This is a genomic window from Armatimonas sp., from assembly GCF_043757465.1.
In the GTDB taxonomy this organism is placed as follows: Bacteria; Armatimonadota; Armatimonadia; order Armatimonadales; family Armatimonadaceae; genus Armatimonas.
Window position 1 is genome coordinate 26,291 of record NZ_JAYVPL010000066.1, and the last position, 19,972, is coordinate 46,262.

The 19,972-nt window shown below is 60.3% G+C and carries 17 protein-coding genes; 11 read left to right on the forward strand and 6 right to left on the reverse strand.

All coding sequences use genetic code 11. The features are described from left to right. From ACH2ED_RS08395 to ACH2ED_RS08410, 4 genes are read right to left on the reverse strand one after another with little or no spacing between them, the layout of a single operon-like run. Entirely contained in the window at positions 1-1,623 is a 1,623-nt protein-coding gene (locus ACH2ED_RS08395; RefSeq protein ID WP_395090136.1) for a phospholipid carrier-dependent glycosyltransferase, read from the reverse strand. 8 nt (positions 1,624-1,631) lie between these two features. Further along, on the reverse strand, positions 1,632-2,438 hold the full coding sequence (locus ACH2ED_RS08400) for a TerC family protein (protein WP_395090138.1): 807 nt from the start codon (positions 2,436-2,438) through the stop codon (positions 1,632-1,634). Position 2,439: 1 nt separating this feature from the next. Further along, a complete protein-coding gene (locus ACH2ED_RS08405) occupies positions 2,440-3,288 on the reverse strand; it encodes a histidinol-phosphatase (protein WP_395090140.1) in 849 nt (282 codons plus the stop codon). A gap of 52 nt (positions 3,289-3,340) precedes the next feature. After that, a complete protein-coding gene (locus ACH2ED_RS08410) occupies positions 3,341-3,895 on the reverse strand; it encodes a hypothetical protein (protein ID WP_395090142.1) in 555 nt (184 codons plus the stop codon). A gap of 7 nt (positions 3,896-3,902) precedes the next feature. On the opposite strand from ACH2ED_RS08410, the gene ACH2ED_RS08415 reads away from it, so the two are divergent. From ACH2ED_RS08415 to ACH2ED_RS08425, 3 genes are read left to right on the forward strand one after another with little or no spacing between them, the layout of a single operon-like run. Continuing rightward, positions 3,903-4,037 (forward strand): hypothetical protein, encoded by a 135-nt coding sequence (locus ACH2ED_RS08415; RefSeq protein ID WP_395090144.1) that lies wholly within the window; start codon positions 3,903-3,905, stop codon positions 4,035-4,037. Between the two features lie 38 nt (positions 4,038-4,075). Then, positions 4,076-5,875, forward strand: a complete 1,800-nt coding sequence (locus tag ACH2ED_RS08420; RefSeq protein WP_395090146.1) for a M3 family oligoendopeptidase — start codon at positions 4,076-4,078, stop codon at positions 5,873-5,875. Positions 5,876-5,881: 6 nt separating this feature from the next. Further along, entirely contained in the window at positions 5,882-6,334 is a 453-nt protein-coding gene (locus tag ACH2ED_RS08425) for a hypothetical protein (RefSeq protein WP_395090148.1), read from the forward strand. Here the strand turns inward: ACH2ED_RS08425 and ACH2ED_RS08430 are convergent. Continuing rightward, on the reverse strand, positions 6,282-7,067 hold the full coding sequence (locus ACH2ED_RS08430; protein ID WP_395090150.1) for a phytanoyl-CoA dioxygenase family protein: 786 nt from the start codon (positions 7,065-7,067) through the stop codon (positions 6,282-6,284). The two genes, ACH2ED_RS08425 and ACH2ED_RS08430, sit on opposite strands and share 53 nt — an antisense overlap. A 42-nt stretch (positions 7,068-7,109) precedes the next feature. Here ACH2ED_RS08430 and ACH2ED_RS08435 point away from each other — a divergent pair, with 42 nt between their 5' ends. From ACH2ED_RS08435 to ACH2ED_RS08470, 8 genes are all read left to right on the forward strand, one after another. Continuing rightward, positions 7,110-9,239 carry a GDP-mannose 4,6-dehydratase gene (locus tag ACH2ED_RS08435; protein ID WP_395090151.1) on the forward strand — a complete coding sequence of 710 codons (2,130 nt, stop codon included), beginning with the start codon at positions 7,110-7,112 and terminating at the stop codon, positions 9,237-9,239. Positions 9,240-9,408: 169 nt separating this feature from the next. After that, entirely contained in the window at positions 9,409-10,347 is a 939-nt protein-coding gene (locus ACH2ED_RS08440; RefSeq protein WP_395090153.1) for a glycine-rich domain-containing protein, read from the forward strand. Between the two features lie 94 nt (positions 10,348-10,441). Beyond that, positions 10,442-11,140, forward strand: coding sequence for a 6-phosphogluconolactonase (gene pgl / locus ACH2ED_RS08445; RefSeq protein ID WP_395090155.1), 699 nt, complete (start codon positions 10,442-10,444; stop codon positions 11,138-11,140). Positions 11,141-11,157: 17 nt separating this feature from the next. Continuing rightward, positions 11,158-11,736 carry a DciA family protein gene (locus ACH2ED_RS08450; protein ID WP_395090157.1) on the forward strand — a complete coding sequence of 193 codons (579 nt, stop codon included), beginning with the start codon at positions 11,158-11,160 and terminating at the stop codon, positions 11,734-11,736. 3 nt (positions 11,737-11,739) lie between these two features. Beyond that, positions 11,740-13,215 carry a ComEC/Rec2 family competence protein gene (locus ACH2ED_RS08455; protein WP_395090159.1) on the forward strand — a complete coding sequence of 492 codons (1,476 nt, stop codon included), beginning with the start codon at positions 11,740-11,742 and terminating at the stop codon, positions 13,213-13,215. A gap of 65 nt (positions 13,216-13,280) precedes the next feature. Continuing rightward, complete coding sequence (locus ACH2ED_RS08460; protein WP_395090161.1) at positions 13,281-16,286, forward strand: PSD1 and planctomycete cytochrome C domain-containing protein; 3,006 nt, start codon at positions 13,281-13,283, stop codon at positions 16,284-16,286. Positions 16,287-16,298: 12 nt separating this feature from the next. Further along, on the forward strand, positions 16,299-17,741 hold the full coding sequence (locus ACH2ED_RS08465) for a DUF1501 domain-containing protein (protein WP_395090162.1): 1,443 nt from the start codon (positions 16,299-16,301) through the stop codon (positions 17,739-17,741). A gap of 82 nt (positions 17,742-17,823) precedes the next feature. Next, positions 17,824-19,179, forward strand: a complete 1,356-nt coding sequence (locus ACH2ED_RS08470; RefSeq protein ID WP_395090164.1) for a Gfo/Idh/MocA family protein — start codon at positions 17,824-17,826, stop codon at positions 19,177-19,179. Here ACH2ED_RS08470 and ACH2ED_RS08475 read toward each other — a convergent pair whose 3' ends face one another. Further along, positions 19,180-19,935, reverse strand: coding sequence for an SDR family NAD(P)-dependent oxidoreductase (locus tag ACH2ED_RS08475; RefSeq protein ID WP_395090166.1), 756 nt, complete (start codon positions 19,933-19,935; stop codon positions 19,180-19,182). Between the last annotated feature and the right edge of the window lie 37 nt (positions 19,936-19,972).

A 19,972-nucleotide genomic window follows, 5' to 3' on the forward strand; every position in this document is an offset into this window, starting at 1 on the left:
CTAGCGCCAGAGCTTTCCGAGCCAGATGTGCATCTGAACGTACGGATCGGGGATGGGCAGACCAGAGAGCAAGGGGTAGAAGAAGCCGAACCAGAAGAGGATCAGGACACCGTAGCCCGCCGCGATGTAGCGCGAGTCTTCGTCGCGACTGGTCCAGAGCCGCGCGCCAAAGTGCCCTAGCGCGATACACGCAAACGGCAGTGCCTCGAAGAAATAGTGCAGAAAGATCAGCGAGCGCGGCTGAATCGCCCACGCCAGCCAGAGCCCCAGCCCGAGCAGTGCGGCTAGGCCTAGGCCGGAGTGCTTGTCTTTCCACGCCCGCCAAGTGGCGAAGGCAAGCGCGGGAATGCTCGCCCACCAGACAAAGACATTGCCCACACATAAAATCCCGACAATACGATTGTCGCCCGGCCCCACTTTGCTGTACTCGTACCAGGTAGGGCGCAGCACCAGCGGCCAGGACCACCAGGGCGAGCTGTACGGATGCGTCTCTTTCATCCCCGCATGGTAGTCCCACATCACTTTCTGCTCGGTGAAGACCTTGAATAGATCATGGTTCTGGCGCATGTAGGGAATGTAGGAGAGCAGGTAGAGGGCCACGGGAATGCCGATAAACGCGAGCAGGTACCAGCCTGGCAGCGCAAGCTGCGCCACCCAAGCCGAGTGCCGCTCGCTCCACCGGGCCGCGATATAGGCCAGCAGATAGAGCCCCACTCCACCAATCAGCCACCACAGAAGTCCCGATAGAATCACTCGCTGCTGCTCAGGGTAGGCAGTATCGGCGGTGTAGAAGCGACGCAGTTGCAAGAAGAGCGCCCCCAACACCGCCACACCAAGCCCGGCCAGCGCCAGCACCTTCGGGTGGTTCACGACACGGGGCAGGTCGTGGGCGAGCAGCCAGAGCGCGATCAGCCCAAACGCATAGAGTGTCGTCCAGCGCGTCGCAATCGCCAGCCCCAGCGCCACTCCGAGAACGGGCAGCAACAGAGGGTTTCGCTTGGTCTTGTAGGTCCAGGCCAGCAGGGCCGACAGGAGAATAAAGCAGACCGTGTAGATATTGGTCATGGCCATGCGGCTCTGGACAAAGAACACCCCATCGAGCGCCAGCATTCCCGTCGCCAATAGTGCCGCCAGCCGGTTGCCGGTGAGTGTCCGTGCGAGAAAGAACATCAGCAGTACCGAGAGTGCTCCAAAGACCGCGCTCCCAAAACGCCAGCCAAACGCTGCGGCATGCGAAAACCCCATGTCGGGTTTGTAGATGCCTTCAACAGGATTGAAGTTCCCTCCGAAGAGCTTCAGCCCCCCGGCGATCACCAGCTTGGCCAGCGGCGGATGCGTCCACTCCATCGGGTTCTGCCCAAGGAGATACTGCATCCCGGTGCGGGAGTGGTAGCACTCATCGAAGACGGCTTTAGCAGGGAAGTCCAGCCGAACGAGTATCACGCAGAAGAAGCTCATGGCCAGGGTTGCCGCGAGCAAGTAGTCCAGTCGCTCCATCGGCTCCTGTGTCAGCCCAGGCTTCTCCTGCGCTTCTTTAAGCTGGAAAAACCCGCGCAATGACCAACAGACGAGCACGACCACCGTCAGTGGCAGGATAAAGTGAGCGGGTGTCAGACTGTCCATACACTACATTATAGCCGAGGCTCGATAAGCTCCACAGACTTATTCTTCTTATCGGAGGTTGCCCGGATATTGAGCACTTGCACAAATACCGAGAACCCCATGGAGAAATAGACATAGCCCTGGGGAATCTCGAAGTGAAAGCCCTCGATCACCAGATTGAATCCGATTAGCAACAAGAAGGAGAGCGCCAGAATTTTCACTCCCGGATGCTTCTCTACAAACCGGCTCACAGGATTCACTGTCAGCGCCATGATTCCTGTGGAGACAAGTACCGCAAGAACCATCACGGTCACCTGGCTGGGCGGGATCATGCCAATGGCCGTCACAATGGAGTCGAGCGAAAAAACAATATTGAGTAGCATGATCTGCACCATCACGGCCCCAAACTGACCGCTGCCGCTCTTGCGCTCGTCCGGGTTCTGCTCAATATGATCGTCACCCTCTAGCTTGTGATGCAGCTCGTGAGAAGCCTTGGCGAGCAAGAAAATCCCGCCGATGATCAGCACCAAGTCTTGCAAAGAGATTCCAATCGTCGTGCCGTGTGTGTGTGGATCTTTAAACGGCAGACTAAACAGAGGGTCTTTCATCCGAAGGACGATAGGAATAAACAGGAGCAGGAGGATGCGCGGAATCACCGCCAGCACCATTCCCTTCCGGCGCCCCTCAGCTTGCCTCTCGGGTGCGAGCTTGCCGGCGAGAATCGAGATAAAGACGATATTATCTATCCCCAGCACGATCTCCAGCGCAATCAGGGTCAGTAGACCAATCCAGGCACTGGGCATACTCACCCAGTTAAAATTAAGAAGATTCTCCAAACTAGCTTGCCCCCTGGCCCCCACCCTGCGGAGGAACCAAAAATGTCATGATTTGACCTCGTTTTACCCGATTTTGTTGCGCTTTAGGAGAAACACCACGTTCCGTCAGTAGTGTCTCCACTTTCTCGCGGACAAAGTGGACTTCCTCGGGTGCGTGACAGTCCGAGCCAAACGTCAGGGGAACCCCGCGCGCGATCAGCGCCGTCAGCATCTTCCGATTCGGATACGGCTCGTCCCAGGCAGGCTGTTTACGGTAGCACGACGTATTGATCTCCACGATGCAGCCAGACTCCGCAATCGCCGCTGCCACTTCCGGGTAGAGCTCGGCGGCAAGCGCGTCCGGCATTCCGGGTGAGTAGGTATCTATCACGGTGAGGTGCGAGAGAATATCAAAGAGCCCGGAGCGTGCGGCCAGAATCACCTGCCGGTAGTAGTCTCGAAAGATCGCCTCAGGCCGCTGCGTCTTCCAACGCCGTCGGTCAAAGACACTATGGCCGAGGCAGTAGTGCACCGAGCCCAGAACGTAGTCAAAGGGATGCGCCGCCAGCCAAGCACTGAGTTTCTCTTCCGCGCCCTCGATAAAATCGGCCTCGATCCCAACGGATAGCACAATTTCATCGGCGAAGCGCTCTTTGAGAGCCACGGCCTCCCCGACATAGTTAGGCAGCTCGGAGACGGCCATCTGCACCCAGGGCTGGGCATGGTCGCCCTCAAGCCAGTAGGCGGGGCCGTGGTCGGACATCCCGAAGTGGGTCAGGCCGAGGGAAATGGCTTGCTGGACATAGTCCTCCAGCTTCCCGACTGCGTGGCCACAGCGGTCGTTGTGGCTGTGGTAGTCAAAGGTAATCACGCCGGTAGTGTACCCGGCCTGCCCCCTAACCCCCGCCGGGCGGGGGGACAGGTTAGCGGCGCGTGACGGTGAAGGGCAGGTGGCTGGTGAGGGTTTGCTCGCCATTGCCAGGGACGGTGACGGTGAGTGAGAAGCGGGCCTCGTACGGGCTGGGCGGCGGCGAGCCGCTAGAGAGATACGGCCCTTGTGGCAGCGAGTCCCACCGCTCTTGCGCTTCTTTGGGAATCGCAATCGTCCCCAGCACCACGGTTTCTCCTGAGGCAAGCTTTCGGCCTGTGCTCATGTACGGCCCCGCAACGGTATGCACATAGGCAATTGGCTCGCCGTCTTTGGTGAAAATATCCGGGCCGTAGAACTCGAATCGTACGGGGGTGATCCACGAGGCGCTTAGGGGCTTGTCGGAAGTGTTTCGCAGGAGCACCTCGAAGCGTGCTTGGCTAAGATTAGAGAACGTCGTCATGGCTTTGGGCAAGCGCAGGCTGAGCTGGAGCCCCTCCGCGTTTCGTGGCTCGTCGCCGATGACCTTGAACTCAATCTCCCCGCTTCTGGGATCAGGATCACCTGCTCGACTGACACCGCCGGAGCCGCTGAGTTTGTACGGGAGCAAGTGTTGTGTGCGCGGGTGTCAGCTTGACCTGGATCACCCCAAGCGAGCGGACTTCGCCGGGGGCGTAGGTGGCGTGACCGGGCAGCAGCAGTATTCGCGCTCCGAGGTCAAGGGGCAAATACTGACCTGCGGCATCGTGTAGATTAACGTCCTCGGAAAGACGTATAATGCCAGTCAATTATGTCTAAATACGATACATTTTTGCCGCACTGGGATCTGTCTCCGCTTTTTACAGAGCTGGACACCCCAGAGTTTATCGCCGCTTTTGAGGGAATTCTCCAGCAAACCCAGGCGCTTAACACCCTCTTTGATGATTTCAAGATCGGGCTACGCTCCATAAGTACCCTCACTGATGACGATGTGGCAGCCTACGAGGCGGCGACCAATGCTTTCAACACACTCTACGCCGGTTTGCGTCGGGTACGAGCCTATCTGGGGCTTCGGGTGGCAACCGACTCCCGCGATGCCGCCGCGCAGGCGAAGCTGAGCGAGCTCCGTGGGGCACTGATTCCTCTTGCCAACCTGAGCACCCGCTACACCGCCTTTGTGGGGTCCCTCGATAGCGAAGCGCTTATCGCCCGCTCCACCGTGGCTGCGACCCACGACTACGGGGTTCGGGAGGCGCGGATTCAAGCACAGCACCAGCTTCCCCTGGAGCAGGAAGACCTTGTTGCCAATCTATCGCTCTCGGGAAGCAGTGCGTGGGCACGGCTTCACAACGACTTAACAAGCCAGCTCACGGTGGAGCTTAACGCAGAGCGCATCCCCATGAGCGTGATCCGCACCCTCGCCACCGATGCGAGCGCCGCGATCCGTAAGAGCGCCTACGAAGCCGAGCTGGAGGCCTGGAAGGCAGTGGCGCTCCCCCTCTCGTTCGCGATGAATGGCATCAAGCACGAGACCCGCCTGCTCACCGAGCGCCGGGGCTGGAGCGATGTTTTAGAGCGTTGTTGCCGGGATAACAGCATCAGCCGCGCCACACTCGATGCTATGCGCACCGCCGCCGAGAGATCTTTCCCGGACTTTCGCCGCTACCTGAAGGCCAAGGCAAAAAAAGTCAGTGGAGCCGAGAGTCTGCCGTGGTGGGATCTCTTTGCGCCACTAACGGTGGAAGGTGCGGAGGGCCGCAGCTGGAGCTGGAGCGAGGCCGAGCGCTTTATAGGCACACACTTTGATGCCTACTCGGAGAAAATGGGTGACTTTGCCCGGAAGACTTTTGCGGAGCGCTGGATAGATGCGGAGCCACGCCCAGGCAAGCGTGATGGGGCGTTCTGTATGGGAATTGGGCCGGGCGAGTCGCGGATCCTACAAAACTTTCGCCCGAGCTTCGATGGTATCAGCACACTCGCCCATGAATTAGGCCATGCCTACCACAATCTGTGTTTGAAAGACCGCACGATTCTCCAGTCCAGCACGCCCATGACGCTCGCAGAGACGGCTAGTATCTTCTGCGAGACCATTGTGAAACACGCTGCCCTGAAAAGCGCGGAGCCGCAGGAGCGTCTTGCGATTCTGGAGGCATCACTTCAGAACTCCTGCCAAGTGGTGGTAGATATTGATAGCCGGTTTCGGTTTGAGAAAGCCGTGATTGAGAAGCGCCGCGAGCGCGATCTCTCCGAGGCGGAGCTCTGCGAGCTGATGCTGCAAGCGCAAAAAGAGACCTACGGCGACGGTTTAGATGCTAGTGCGCTCCATCCGTACATGTGGGCGGTCAAGGGCCACTACTACGGCTCGGCGTTCTACAACTTCCCCTACATGTTTGGCTTTCTTTTTGGCCTGGGGCTCTACGCACAGTACGAAGCAAACCCCGAGAGCTTCCACGCCGCCTACGACGAGCTTCTTTCGCAGACCGGGATGGCCGATGCCACGGAGCTAGCACGGCGCTTCGGGCTAGATATCGAGAGCGACGCGTTCTGGACCGCGTCGCTAGATGTTGTCCGTGCTGAGATTGACCAGTTTGTGAGCTTGGTCGAAGGCTAGCGTTTCATGGCAACCGTCGCTGGAGGCTGGCTGGGTGAGTACCACTTCGATCATGACTTCGGAGAGCCCTGTGGCTTTGAGGCGACATTCTCCGCTGTCGGCTCAGACGGCATGTTCCACGGCACGATCCTCGACGATGGCCCGCTGGGTGAGGCGGTAATCCACCACGCCCGGCAGGTCGGCGACGAAGTGATCTTTACCAAGGTCTACCGCCTCAAGAAACGCTCGCTTGTGCCCGTGCGCTACGAGGGCAAGCTGCTCAACGAAGGCAAGCTCCTGCGCGGCAAGTGGGCCATTGCCCACAGCAAGTACGGCACCACCGGTTGGTGGGAAGCACGGCGCACCTGGGAGGAGCAAGAGCGAGAAGTCCCGGATGAAGAGGAAGAAACCGAAGCCCGCAGTGCCGCTACCCGGACTTTGTCGCTGCCTCTGCACGCGCATCGCGTGGGGTTTGCTTGATCTCGTTCCACGGAAACCGGCGCGGTGCGCCAGGGCGGGGTTTGTTGGAAAGCCCGGCTCCTAAAATCAAAGCGCGGCGCGGAATCGTGGAAGTGTTTGGCCCCGCGTAGTGCGCCGTTCGGTTTCTATGAATCGTGATGCCACCCGGTGGGAGCGGGCACGCAATGGCATCTTTGGCGAACGCGGTGTCGAGCATTTCGAGGCCATGAATGCGTGCGTCGCCGTTGATACTCTGGTGGGGCTGAACATCCCACTCGTGGCTCCCCGGCATAAACCAGAGACAGCCGTTCTCGAGAGTCGCTTCTTGCAGCGGCATCCAGATCGAGACATTTTTATACTGCCACTGTGGGTCCCAGTAGGCTTCGTCCTGGTGCCACGGGGTCGGAGCGCCGTGCCCCGCCGGTTTGAAGATGGCGTGGGCCACTCCCGCCGAGACTTCCGGGCCAAGAAGCTGCCGCACAATTTCTGTCGCCACAGCTAAATACTTACCCTCTTTGAGCTCAGGAGCGTACTTGGCGGGATTCAGAATCTGCGGGAGCGCCTCGGTCTTGCCGTCTTCATCGGTGCCGCCCAAGTCAAACTGGTCACCCGATTCGCGCCCAGCCTTCTCGGCAAAAATCCGGTCATAGACCTCGCGCATCCAGGCAAGCTCGGTGCCGTCGGTGATCGGCTCAGCGATGGAGAGAAAGCCATTGAGGTGAAAGAAGCGCATCTGGCCAGTCGTCAGTGTCATGACTTGCAATTTCCTTCCAGGAGGCCGATAATCCTTCTAACGATGAAACGCTTTCTTGTCACCGGTGGGGCTGGGTTTATTGGCTCTAACTTTGTACGCTACTTTCTGGGCAAGTACCCCGACTACACGGTCTGGGTACTCGATGCCCTCACCTACGCCGGGAACACCGATAATTTTCAAGATATTGTCGCCAACCCGCGCTTCGCGTTTTTCCACGGACGGATCGAGGATGCCGCGCTCGTCGAGAATCTGGCGCGCAACGTGGACTGCATCATCAACTTCGCCGCCGAGAGCCACAACGACCGGGCGATCTTAGACCCGGAAACCGCGCAGCGCACGAACTTTAATGGCGTCGGTGTGCTTTTAGAAGCCGCACGGAAGCATAAGCACATTAGATTCCATCAAGTGTCTTGCTACGATACGGATTCGCGTGCCCTAACCACAACTGGCCTCAAGCGCTTTGATGAGATTGAAATAGGAGACAGAGTTCTCTCGGTCAATCCTGAAACGGGACTACTTGAAGAAAAAGCAGTCGAAAAAGTCATTATCCAAGACTATGCTGGGCCGATGATCCAGTTCAAAAGTAATCGAGTAGATCTTTTGGTGACTCCCAATCACAGGATGTTCTTCACCACTCCCAGTCACCCCGCTACGATTCAAGTTGCCACTGCAGAGGAGCTTAGCCAACGTACGGCTACCAATATTGTTAAGGCTCGCTGGCAGGGATGTGATGAGGAAACGATCTTTATCGAAGAAGTAGGCTCGGTTCCTACTCAGGAGCTATTTTATCTTGCGGGTATCTTCCTTGGCGATGGCTTTGTCTCAATACAAACACAGCAACACCCCAATAAAACAGGCCACGGGCGATCAGAGTTTCTCAAAGTCTGCCGAGACGCCAATGGGAGATTCTACACTCCTACAGAGAGGGGCAGTCAAGAGCTGACAACGGTAACCTGCCACCGTATTTTCTTTGACATTCCTGAGAAAGACAAAGGCAGGAAACGTCTTGAGGAGACTCTCGACCGGCTTTCCATTCCCTGGAAAGCGCATAAAGGCAAAGCGGGGGAACATCTGTACTTCTCTTCAGAAGTCTGGGCAAAATTCTTTTTACAGTTCGGTCAGGGAGCAGCGAACAAACAAATACCAGCTTGGATGCTAGAGTACGACACTCCCTATCTGAAAGCCCTCTTTGATGGACTCATTGACAGTGACGGTCACTACAGATCTGGAAAAAATCTTCCAAGTTTTTCGACGTCTTCGCAACATCTGATGGAAGGTATGGTTGAACTTGGTTTTAAGCTAGGTTATCTTCCTCGATTTTCTCTACGTAGCATGGAGGCACAAGGTTCTATTGAGAGCCGTGTGATTCATCCTCGGCTTCCGGCCTATATGGTTTTTTTTCGTCAGGAAAATGTCGCTACGGAAAAGCGCTGTGCCAAGACAGTAGAGTACAGTGGTAAAATCTGGTGCCTAAAAGTACAGGACAATGGCAACTTCATTGTTGAGCGCAACGGCATTTTTGTTATTTCTGGTAATACAGATGAAGTTTATGGTAGCACAGATGGCGAGTTTAAAGAGGGCGATCCGTTGGAGCCCAACCAGCCGTACTCGGCAGCCAAGGCGGGGGGCGAGCTGCTCGTGCGCGCCTACAATGTCACATTTGGCCTGAACACCATCGTGACGCGCGGCTCGAACACCTTCGGACCGTACCACTATCCGGAAAAACTCATCCCGCTGATGATCACCAACGCCATGCAGGACATTCCCCTGCCTGTCTACGGCGACGGCAAACAGGAGCGCGACTGGATGTGGGTTCTGGATCACTGCATCGGCGTAGATATTGCCCTGCACCAGGGAGTCCCCGGCGAGATCTACAATGTCGGGGGGGGCTCCGAGCGGCACAATATTGATGTGGTCAAAGGCATCCTCGCCGCGCTCGGCAAGCCCGAGAGCCTGATCCGCTATGTCACGGACCGCCCCGGCCACGACCGGCGCTACAGTCTCAACACCGACAAGATGCAGGCGCTCGGCTTCGCCCCCCGCCGCGATTTTGAGGTGCTGCTGGAGCAAACCGTCAAGTGGTACGTGGACAATGAACCCTGGTGGCGCAAGATAAAGTCCAGCGACGACTACCAGAACTTCACCAAAAAATGGTACGGCGAGCGGCAGTAACCAGCCCTCATGAACAAGGGCGGCACCGCTTCGCGGCTGGCGTCCCGCCACAAAGTCGCTCCGCGACAGGGGGAAATTATTTAATAAATCCTTAATAGCTGACATCAGCCGCAACGGGTCATATCCAGTGAAAGTGAAAAATAAACAAGCGACGAAAAGGAATGAAAATATGCGAAACAACACTCAAGTAACCCACTCTCTGGATGATACGCTCTGGCAGCGGCTGGCGGCATTTCCGCTGGAAGAGGGTTTTGTGCAACGCCTCGCTCGTGAAAACGAGTGGGGCATTTTATTTGCGGAGCAAGTGATTACGGAGTACCGGAGGTTTCTGTATCTCACACAAGTGGCTGGACATCCCGTGACACCGTCAAAGGCGATAGATGAAGTTTGGCACCTGCACCTACTCTACACACGCTCCTACTGGGAAGGACTCTGTGGCGAGATTCTCAGTAAGCCGCTGCACCATGAGCCCGGTACGGGCAAGCCCGGCGACACGGCGCACTTTGCGATTCAGTACCAGAAGACGCGAGAGAGCTACCAGCAAATATTTGGCGAAGCCCCCCCGATTCCTGCCTGGGGCGCGCAGACCCCCAAGCCGCAGCAACAAACCGTCGCGTCTATGCCCCGAAGGCGTGCGTTGGGCTGGCTCGCAACGGGTATCGGAAGTGCAGCGCTTAGTGGAGCGAGTGGTGGGGATATTCTGATTGCGATGGGCTGCTTCGGGCTCGTGGCGTGGGCATTTGCCGCACTCGATCGCTACAACCCGGGCAGGAAATCTCCCAGCTCCTGCGGCGGTTTCTTTGCCACAAACACCACGACTATGGACACAAACACCACGACAGACACAAGCACCACGACAGACACAAGCACCACGACAGACACAAATTCGACGAGCACAGAAAGCGGCGACGGAAACGCCAACCACACACACTCCCACTCCGATAGTGGGCAGAGCCATAGCCACGGGCACGGTGCAGGCGTTTCCTCCGACTCTAGTAGTTCTAGCAACTCGAGCAGCGACACAAGCGCTAGTTCTTGCTCTAGTGCGAGCTCTTGCTCCTCGGCAAGCTCCTGCGGCGGGGGAAGTTCCTGCGGCGGCGGGAGCTAACCCGTAACGGTTGCGCAGGGGACGGGGATTTTAGATATTTCGGTATAGTCTTCACATACAAAGAGTGCGCTGCTAGAGCGATACAATAGAAGCCATGCAGCCGACGTTTCTCACCTTTCCTGATCCTGATGCCGTTGCGAGCGACGCGGCGGCTCGTTTTATTGCCCTCGCGGAAGGGGCAATTGCCGAACGGGGGCGGTTTGTGGTGGCGCTGGCGGGCGGCTCCACGCCGGAGCGACTCTACAAAATTTTGGCGACACAGACGCTGGACTGGACACAGATCATGGTGTTCTTCTCCGATGATCGTTTTGTCTCGGTGAACAATCGCTTCAGTAACGCCGGGCTAGCGTTACGCCTACTCCCGCTCTGCCCGAGGACGACATTTCCTATTCCTGCCGAGACAACACTGGATGCTGCCGAGTGCGCCGCACAGTACGAGAACGAGCTGATTGCAGCGCTAGGCGGCGAGCCGCGCTTTGACTTGGTGCTGCTGGGCCTGGGCGACGACGGCCACACGGCATCGCTTTTTCCCGGGAAAGCAGCGCTCACAGCGACAAGTGGGGTGACACACTCAACACCGGGAGTGTTGCCGCCACCCGTGGACCGTGTGACGTTTACGTTTGCGCTGATCAATGCCGCCCGCAATGTACTCTTTCTGGTGACGGGAGCTGGTAAAAAAGAGAAAGTGGCGCAGTGGCGAGCGGGCGAGGGAAGCGTGAGCACGCTGCCCGTGCGGGGGGTCGCGCCCACCAACGGCACCTGCACCGTGCTTCTCGATCAGGCGGCAAGCTGATGCGGCGCGGTGGGAAGATGAACCGGCTGGGCATTGATATGGAGCGGGTTCTGGGCGGGCGCGAGATGCTGCGCAAGCTCAAGGAGCACACCGCGCCGATTGTCTGGGCCGAGGTGGTCGGGGAGCAAGTGGCGGCGGCGACCGAGGTGCTGGGCGTCAGCGGCGGCGTGCTGCGCGTCTCGGCTAAGTCGTCGGTGTGGGCCAATGAGCTGACATTTTACAAGACCGATATTCTCAAGCGCCTCAATATCAAGCTAGGCACTCCCCGCGTGCCCGTCATCACCGACATTCACTTCCAGAGCCGTGGCATCAAGCCCTTGCCCGATGCTCCCCAACGAGAGCCCGAGGTGGAGATAGACTCCATCGCGCTCTCCGTGCGGGAGCGCCAGCAGATCGAGGAGAGCATCTACGCCATCAAGGACCCGGAGCTACGCGAGCGCCTCCGCCGCACGCGCTTCACCGAGCTACGGCTGCGCAACTGGCGGCTCGACAACGGCTGGGTCCCCTGTTCCGGTTGCGGCGAGCTGGTCGCACCTTTTCTGGGCGGCACGGGCATGAGCTGTCCCCGCTGCCGCATCCTGGGAGACAGAGGCTAGCTTGTGCGCCTTCGTCCCCTCTTTTGCGCCCTCGCGCTCGTCGTGCTCGGCATTCTTGTGGCACCATTCCTTCCCCACCAGCCGCTGATTTTCGATGCCCTCGCGCTCGCATTCACAGTCGTTGGCGTCGCGTTTCTGCGCCACCCTACCGTTGCGACACTCTTCTTACTTCTTCCCTTCTTGCTCTTCTCCCTCGCCCAAACCCAGCGCACGCTCCTGCCCGATGCGCTGGTGCAAGCCTCCGGGCGCTACCAGATTCTGAGCGGGACTGTGCAGAGTGCCCCAGAACCCACTCGCTCGGGAGGCTTGCGGTTCGTGTTGGCAAGCGCAGAGGGCAGAACACAAGTAACAACACCCACGAACCAAGTGCTTCACCGAGGTGATTCTGTCAGGGTGCATGGCCGCCTGGAGCTTCCCTCACGCGCTACCAACCCCGGCGAGTTCGACTACCGTGCCTCGCTCCTGCGGCATGGTATCCACACGGTCTTGTGGGCCAATCGCGTGGAGACTCACCTACTCCTGCGCCGCGCGACCCCCGCCGAGCGGCTCCGCGAGACCATTCGCACCACCTGCCACGCCCACCTGCCGCCCGAAGACGCCGGACTTCTGGCGAGCCTGCTCGTCTCGGACCGGAGCCAGCTCCCAGCAAATCTACAGGAGGCGTTCGTGCGCACGGGCACGATCCACATTCTCTCGACCTCGGGCCTGCATCTGAGTGTCTTTGCCGGAGTTCTGGTACTACTCTTTGGCCGAGGAAAGCCGCTCCCCACACTCCTCGCGCTGGCCCTACTCTGGACCTACGCACTCGCGGCAGGCACGGGCGGCGCCGTGATGCGCTCCGCGGTCATGACGACAACGCTTCTTCTCGCTCCTCTGCTGAGGCGCGAGGCGGAGCCGCTCCACACCCTCGCCTTCGCCGCCATTTTGATCTTGCTCCCCGAACCCTTGGCGCTCTATGATCCGGGAACCCAGCTCTCGTTTGCGACGATGGCAACACTCGTCGCCTGGGCACGTCCCCTGGAAAACCTTATCTGGCCCTGGGAGCCCGAGCAGAGCGTCCTGGCTCGTTTTGCCCGCATCTGCATCCTCGGCCTACTGATTGGAGTTCTGGCGCAGGTCGGCTCCGCGCCGCTCGTGGCCTACCACTACAATCTTTTCTCGTGGGTCTCGCCTATCGCCAACCTGCCGATTGCCGCCCTCGCCGAAGTGCTTCTCTTGCTCGGCCTCGCCGCCGTCGCGCTCCCCTTTCTCACCCCGCTCTGGTGGCTTATCGGCCTCAGCCTCGCGCTTCTCAAAACCCTTGCGCTCGGCTTCGCCGCCCTGCCCTACGCCGCGCTCTCGGTCGCCTCGCCCCCCGCCGAGTTCGTCTTCCTCTGGTACGCGCTCTTACTGCTTCCCACACACTACGTCTGTGTGCGGCTCAACCGTAGGCGGTTTAGTCAAGCCTCGTTTATTTCAAAACCTGAAATGGCCGCCTAACGAATCCGTCTGTAACTTAGGGTTTGTGGCAGGAAATGGCATGCTTCTGCCATAATCAAACAGTCATGACTGAAACACGTCCGCTCCGTGGCGCTCTCCTTGCGCTGACATCCCTCGCGCTTGCCAGTGCAAGCCTGCTGCCCGCGCGGTCGTCCGGTCAGATCAAGGCACCCACCGCCCAAGCCCCTGACTTCGCCAAAGAGGTTCAGCCACTTCTCAATGCCAAGTGCATGCCGTGTCATGGCGATATCCAAGCTGCCGGTGGGCTGAAGCTGACCCGCCTCAAGAGCGCCCTGACCGGGGGAGGCAGTGGGGCGCGGGGCTTGGTGCCGCACGACCCCGATGCCAGCGCCGTCATTCAGCGCATCTCCACTACCGACACCGATCTGATCATGCCGCCCAAGACCAGCGGCAAGACCCCGCTGACACCCACCGAGGTGGCAACTCTGCGTAGCTGGGTCCAGTCTGGTGCGCCTTGGCCCGAGGCGGGTGCCGCTGCGCCCGTCGGGGACACGCACTGGTCGCTCCAACGGATCAAGAAACCCGCGCTCCCTTCGGGCAAGGCGACGCACCCCGTGGATCGTTTTCTGGAGGTGCGCCTCGCTGCCAAGGGCCTTGCCATGAGTCCCGCCGCCGATCGCCCCACCCTGATACGCCGCGTCACGTTCGATCTCATCGGCCTCCCGCCCACCGAAGCGGAGCTCGCTGCTTTTGTTAATGATAAGGCGCCGGGTGCGTATGAACGTGTCGTGGATCGGCTACTGGCGTCGCCGCGCTACGGCGAGCGCTGGGCTCGCCACTGGCTCGACACCATCCACTACGCCGACTCCCACGGCTCCGAGCACGACATGGGCCGCAAGAACGCCTGGCCGTTCCGCGACTATGTCATCCAAACGTTCAACAACGATGTCCCCTACGCCCGCTTCGTCCGCGAGCAGCTCGCCGCCGATGCGCTCTACCCGAATCGCCCCGCCCTCACCCCCGCCCTCGGCTACCTGAGCGCTGGTAACTTCGACCTCAGCGCCTACTACAGCGCCCCCGTCCCGTTCCAAATCCTCGACCGCGACGACATGGTCAACCAGGCCATGTCTACTTTCGTCAGCACCACCGCCAACTGTGCGCGGTGCCACAACCACAAGTTCGACCCCATTCCCACCACCGACTACTGGTCGCTCCAGGCCGTGTTCGCGGGAGTCATCAAGGGCGATGTCACCTATGACGAGACGCCCAGCATCGCGGAGCAACGCGCGAAGTGGAACAAGCTGAAGGAAGTCGCTGACAGCAAGAGTGCCACACGAATCCTCGCCGCCGAGCACCAACCGGTGGTGGATGCCTTCGTTTCGGCAATCTCTGGTTTCGGCGGCTGGAAGCCGCTGCGCGTGACCAAGGCCACCAGCGCTGGTGGCGCGACGTTCGCTCTCGCCGACGACGGCCGGGTCGCAGTGGGCGGGCCTCGCCCCGCCAAGGACACCTACACACTCCTCGCCCGCCCCGGCGCCGGGCGCATCGGTGCCCTCCGAGTAGATGCGCTGGCATCGCCTGACCTCCCCAAAGGCGGCCCCGGACGCGCCGACGACGGTGGCTACCTGCTCCACGAAGTCATCGTAGACATTGTCCGCGCGAGCGGCAAGCGCGAGAAGGCAAAGATAGTCCGGGCCAGCGCCGATTATGCCCAGCCGAACAGGGACGCCGCGCACGCCGCCGACGGCAACTCCGGCTCCGCGTGGGGTATCGGACCTGAGTTTGGCAAGGATCACCACCTCGTGCTGGCCTTCGCCGAACCCCTCGAAATCGCCGACGACGACGCGCTTGAGGTGGTTCTCGAGCAAAACGACGGCGCTACCCACGTGCTGGGACGCTTCCGCTTGAGCGTCGCCGATGCCCCCCGAGTGGCCCTCTGCGCCGTGCCCCCGAAGGTGGCCGATCTGCTGAGGGCGCCCACACAAGACCAGGCTGCCCGTGTGGAGATCGCCACGTTCGCGCTACGGGAAACGGCCGACGACGGCATCGCGTCCCTGCCCCCCCTGCAGCGTGTCTACGTGGCCGCGAAAGCCGCCGATGTGGCCAACGTGGGTTTCGTCAACATCGACAAGCCTCGGGAGATCCACGTGCTGGAGCGTGGCGAGATGAGTCGGCCCAAGCAGGTGGTCGAGCCGGGTGCCCTATCGGTGCTCTCGGAGCTTGGGATCTACTTCAAGCGCCGTGACATGACCCAAGAGAGCCAGCGCCGCGCCGCGCTCGCGGAGTGGTTCGTGGACCGTCGCAACCCCCTCACTTGGCGCAGCATCGTCAATCGTGTCTGGCACTACCACTTTGGCAAAGGCATTGTCGACACGCCCAGCGACTTCGGCCGCATGGGCGGTGCGCCGAGCCATCCGGAGCTACTCGACTATCTCGCGGCTTGGTTCCGGGACGACGCGCAAGGGTCGTTCAAAAAACTGCACCGGCTGCTGGTGACGAGCCGCGCCTACCGGCAGAGCTCAGCCAACCGCCCGGAAGCGGACAAGCTCGATCGGGACAACCGGCTGCTGTGGCGGGCCAATCGCCTCCGCGTGGATGCCGACCAGTACCGCGACGCCGCGCTCCAGACTGCCGGGCGGATAAACTTCACCATGGGCGGGCCGGGCGTCAACCACTTCAAGCAGGGCCCGGGACCGCAGATGACGCCCGCCCTAGACTACGCGGCGTTCGACTGGGAAAGCCCCGCGGCCAACCGGCGCTCGGTCTACCGCACGGTCTGGCGCTCCATTCCGGACCCGTTCATGGACTCCCTGGACTTCCCCGACCTGACATTGCTCTCCCCCACCCGGGGCACGAGCGTGTCGGCCCTGCAGGCCCTCACGCTCTACAACAACAACTTCGTGCTCTCGTGCGCCCAGTCTCTGGCAAAGCGCGTGGTGGCCGAGGGCGGCACAGCCCCACGGCAGATCGAGCGGGCGGCGGTTCTCGCGTGGGGCCGAACCATCACCGACCAAGAGCGGAAGGTGCTACAGACCCTGGCAAGCGCCCATGGGCTTGAGGCGGCTTGCCGCGTTATCTTGAACGCGAATGCGTTCCTGTTCATAGACTGATAGGTACGATGAATGAACGATGATCACTGGGGTCTTCCCACAAACCGACGAGAGTTCTTGACCGGACTCGGCGGGGGCTTCGCGGGCCTCGCACTGACCAGCCTGCTAGCCAAGGACAGCCAAGCGATACCGACTGAGCCGTCAGGGCAGGGCTCGCTGCACCTGCAGCACCACCCGCCTAAAGTGAAGCGCATCATCCAGCTGTTCATGAACGGCGGCGCGAGCCCGATGGACCTCTTCGACTACAAGCCCGTGCTGATCAAGTACCACGGCCAAAAGCTCCCGGAGCACGTCCGGCCCGAGGGCTCGCCCAACGTCCCCGGCCTGTGCCTCAAGAGCCCATTCACGTTTAAGCAATACGGCCAGTCGGGTCGCTGGGTCAGCGAGGTGTTTCCCGAGCAGGCGAAGCTGGTGGATGAAATGGCGTTCTTCATGGCGATGGCCAGCAAGTCCAGTGTCCATGGGCCGGCTTCGTACATGATGAACACGGGCTTCATCCAGCCGGGATTCCCGTCCATGGGGGCGTGGATTTCGTACGCAATCGGGAACATCCGAGACAACTTGCCGACCTTTGTGGTGCTCCCGGATGCGCGTGGCCTTCCGTACAACCAGCGAGGAAACTTCAGCAGCGGGTTCCTGCCAGTGGTGCACCAGGGAACGATGATCAACGGTACGGGGCCGGGGGCGGTGTCCGACCTCTTCGCCGGCAGCCGGTACAAGTTCGCGAATCCGACCTCAGACAAGGCGGGGCTGGACGCCTTGAACCAGCTGAATAAGGCCCATTCAGCGTCCCATCCCGGCGATTCCCGGCTGGATGCCCGAATCGCTAGCTACGAGCTGGCGGCCCGGATGCAGCTGAGCGCACCGGAGGCGTTCGACCTCTCGCGTGAGCCGCAGGCGCTGAAGGACTCGTACGGAATCGGGGCGCAGCCCACCGACGACTTCGGCAAGCGCTGCCTGCTCGCTGCGCGGCTGGTGGAGCGGGGCGTGCGCTTTGTCCAGGTATGGAGCGGCCCACAGGGCGCGGTGAACAACTGGGACAACCACGGGAGCATCAAGCGGGAGCTGGTGCCGATGGCGGCGCAGGTGGACAAGCCGATCGCGGCACTGCTACGCGACCTCAAGGCCCGTGGGCTGGACAAAGACACGCTGGTGATCTGGACCACCGAGTTTGGCCGAACCCCCACAGCGCAGAGTGGCGACGGGCGCGACCACAACGGCGGGACGTTCGTGAGCTGGATCTGGGGCGCGGGCGTGAAGCCGGGCGTGGCATATGGCGAAAGCGACGAGCTGGCGTTCAAGACCGCCGTGAACACCACCTATTCGTATGACTTCCACGCGACAGTGCTACACCTGCTGGGCATTGATCACACCAAGCTGACCTGGCGTCAGAACGGCATTGATCGCCGCCTGACCGATGTGCACGGGCACGTGGTGAAAGAAGTTCTCGGGTAGCCGCTGGCAAGTGCCAGCGGAGGAAAATCGAGCAACGACGCAGAACTGGCACGCAACACCAAGACAACGATTGGAAAGCATTATGAGTACAACAAACGATTCGAAGCGGGGCCGCAGACAGTTTCTCACCGAGGCAGGACTCGGCGCGGCACTCTTGACACTAAGTCCTTCCTCCGTCCTAGCCGACGACCGGCCGATTAACTTTGCCGGAATTGGGGTCGGTAGCCAGGGCGGCAGTGACGTGGATCAGGTGATCGCGGCAGGCGGAAACCTGGTGGCCCTATGTGATGTGGACCATAAATACGCCACGAAGAAGTTTGAGCAGTATCCCAATGCCCGAAAGTTCACCGACTATCGCGTGATGCTGAAGGAGATGGGCAAGGAGCTGGATGCCGTGGTCATCGGCACACCCGACCATACCCACGCCGTGATCGCTATGGAGGCAATGAAGCGCGGCAAGCATGTCTACTGTGAGAAGCCCCTGGCACACACGGTCCATGAGGTGCGCACCCTGATGGCAGCCGCGCGCAAGTATAAAGTGGTCACCCAGCTGGGCAACCAAGGACACTCCAGCGACTCCATCCGCCGTGTGGTCGAGTGGGTTGGCGTGGGAGCCATTGGCCAGGTTCATACGGTTCATGCGGCCTGCGGCGAGTTTAAAGATGTCTACAGCCAAATCCGAAACCTGGATAAATTAGAGCAGAAATACGACGTGCCCTCCGAGCTCGACTACGATCTCTGGCTTGGCCCCGCCGCCTACCGTCCCTACACCCCCTTCTGGGTTCACTGGAACTGGCGCGGCTGGATGCCCTTTGGAACCGGCACGATCGGAGACTGGTTCTGCCACGTGATTGACCCCGCGTTCTGGGCACTTGAACTAGATGCTCCCACAACGATCCGCGCCGAAGTGACCGGGTACGACCCGGCCACTCAGGGGCTGACCTACCCCGCTGCAACCCGCATCACCTTCGAATTTCCTGCCCGAAAAGAGCGAGCCCCTGTCACCCTGGTCTGGCACGACGGAGACAATCACATACCGGAACCCAAAGACTTTGGCGACGATGAGGTGCCACGAACCGGCGCGATTCTCTTTGGTGAAAAAGGAATGATCGTCCACGGCTCACACGGCGGCGGCGGCTGCCACATCTTGCCCGAGAAGCTGCGCAACGAAAACACGGGAGCCAATGCGCCCAAAGAGACCATTGCGCGTGTCAAGGGGCATCACTGGGACTGGCTTGAGGCGATCAAAACGGGTCGTCAAGCAGGCTCCAACTTCGACTACGGTGGCCGTCTCACCCAGGTGGCGCTTCTGGGGGCCATCGCGATTCGTTTCCCCGGCCAGACTCTCAAGTGGGACGTGAAAGCGGGGCGCTTCACTAACAACGATGCTGCCAACGCCTATATCAATCCCCCTTACCGGAAGGGCTGGAAGCTCTAGCTAGCCGCGCATGTCCATTCCACCATCAACCGTGAGGGTCATGCCGGTGACAAACTTCGCCAAATCGGACAGCAGAAAGACGGTAGGCCCGGCGATATCGTCGGGCTGGCCGATACGGCCGAGAGCGAACTTTTTGCCCTCACTCTCGCGGCCCAGTGCGTCCAGCGACGGCGCGGACATGTCGGTGTCGGTCCAGGCAGGAGCGATGCAGTTGACACGGATCTGATCTCCGCCTAGCTCTTTTGCCATCGAGCGCATGAAGAGAATCTGTGCGCCCTTGCTGGTGGCATACGCGGAGAAAATATCGCTACCCCGCTGACCGGCAGTGCTCGTGTAGATCACGATACTCCCACCGCCCTGTTCTCGCAGATGGGGAACAGCGGCCTTCACGGCGAGAAATGTCCCGGCGAGGTTGATCTCCATGGTCCGGTTCCAGAACGCCAGATCCATTTCTTCAAGCGATGCCCCCTCAAAGATTCCCGCCGAAACCACCATACCCGTCAACGGCCCCAGTGTTGCGACAGCGGCGTCAATCGCCTTCTGCGCCGCGCCTTCGTGGGAGACATCGGCTTGGAACGCCGCCGCACGTCCACCCACTGCCACAATCGCGTCCACGGTCGCGTGCGCCGCCGCCGCGTTGCTTAGATAGTTCACGGAGACTGCCGCCCCCGCCTTCGCGGCCATTAGCGCTGTCGCCCGCCCGATCCCGCGCGAGCCACCCGCGATAAAAACATGTTGGTTAGAAAGATCAATCATGCAGGTATTTTACCCGCTGGCGCGCTGCTTTTTCGTC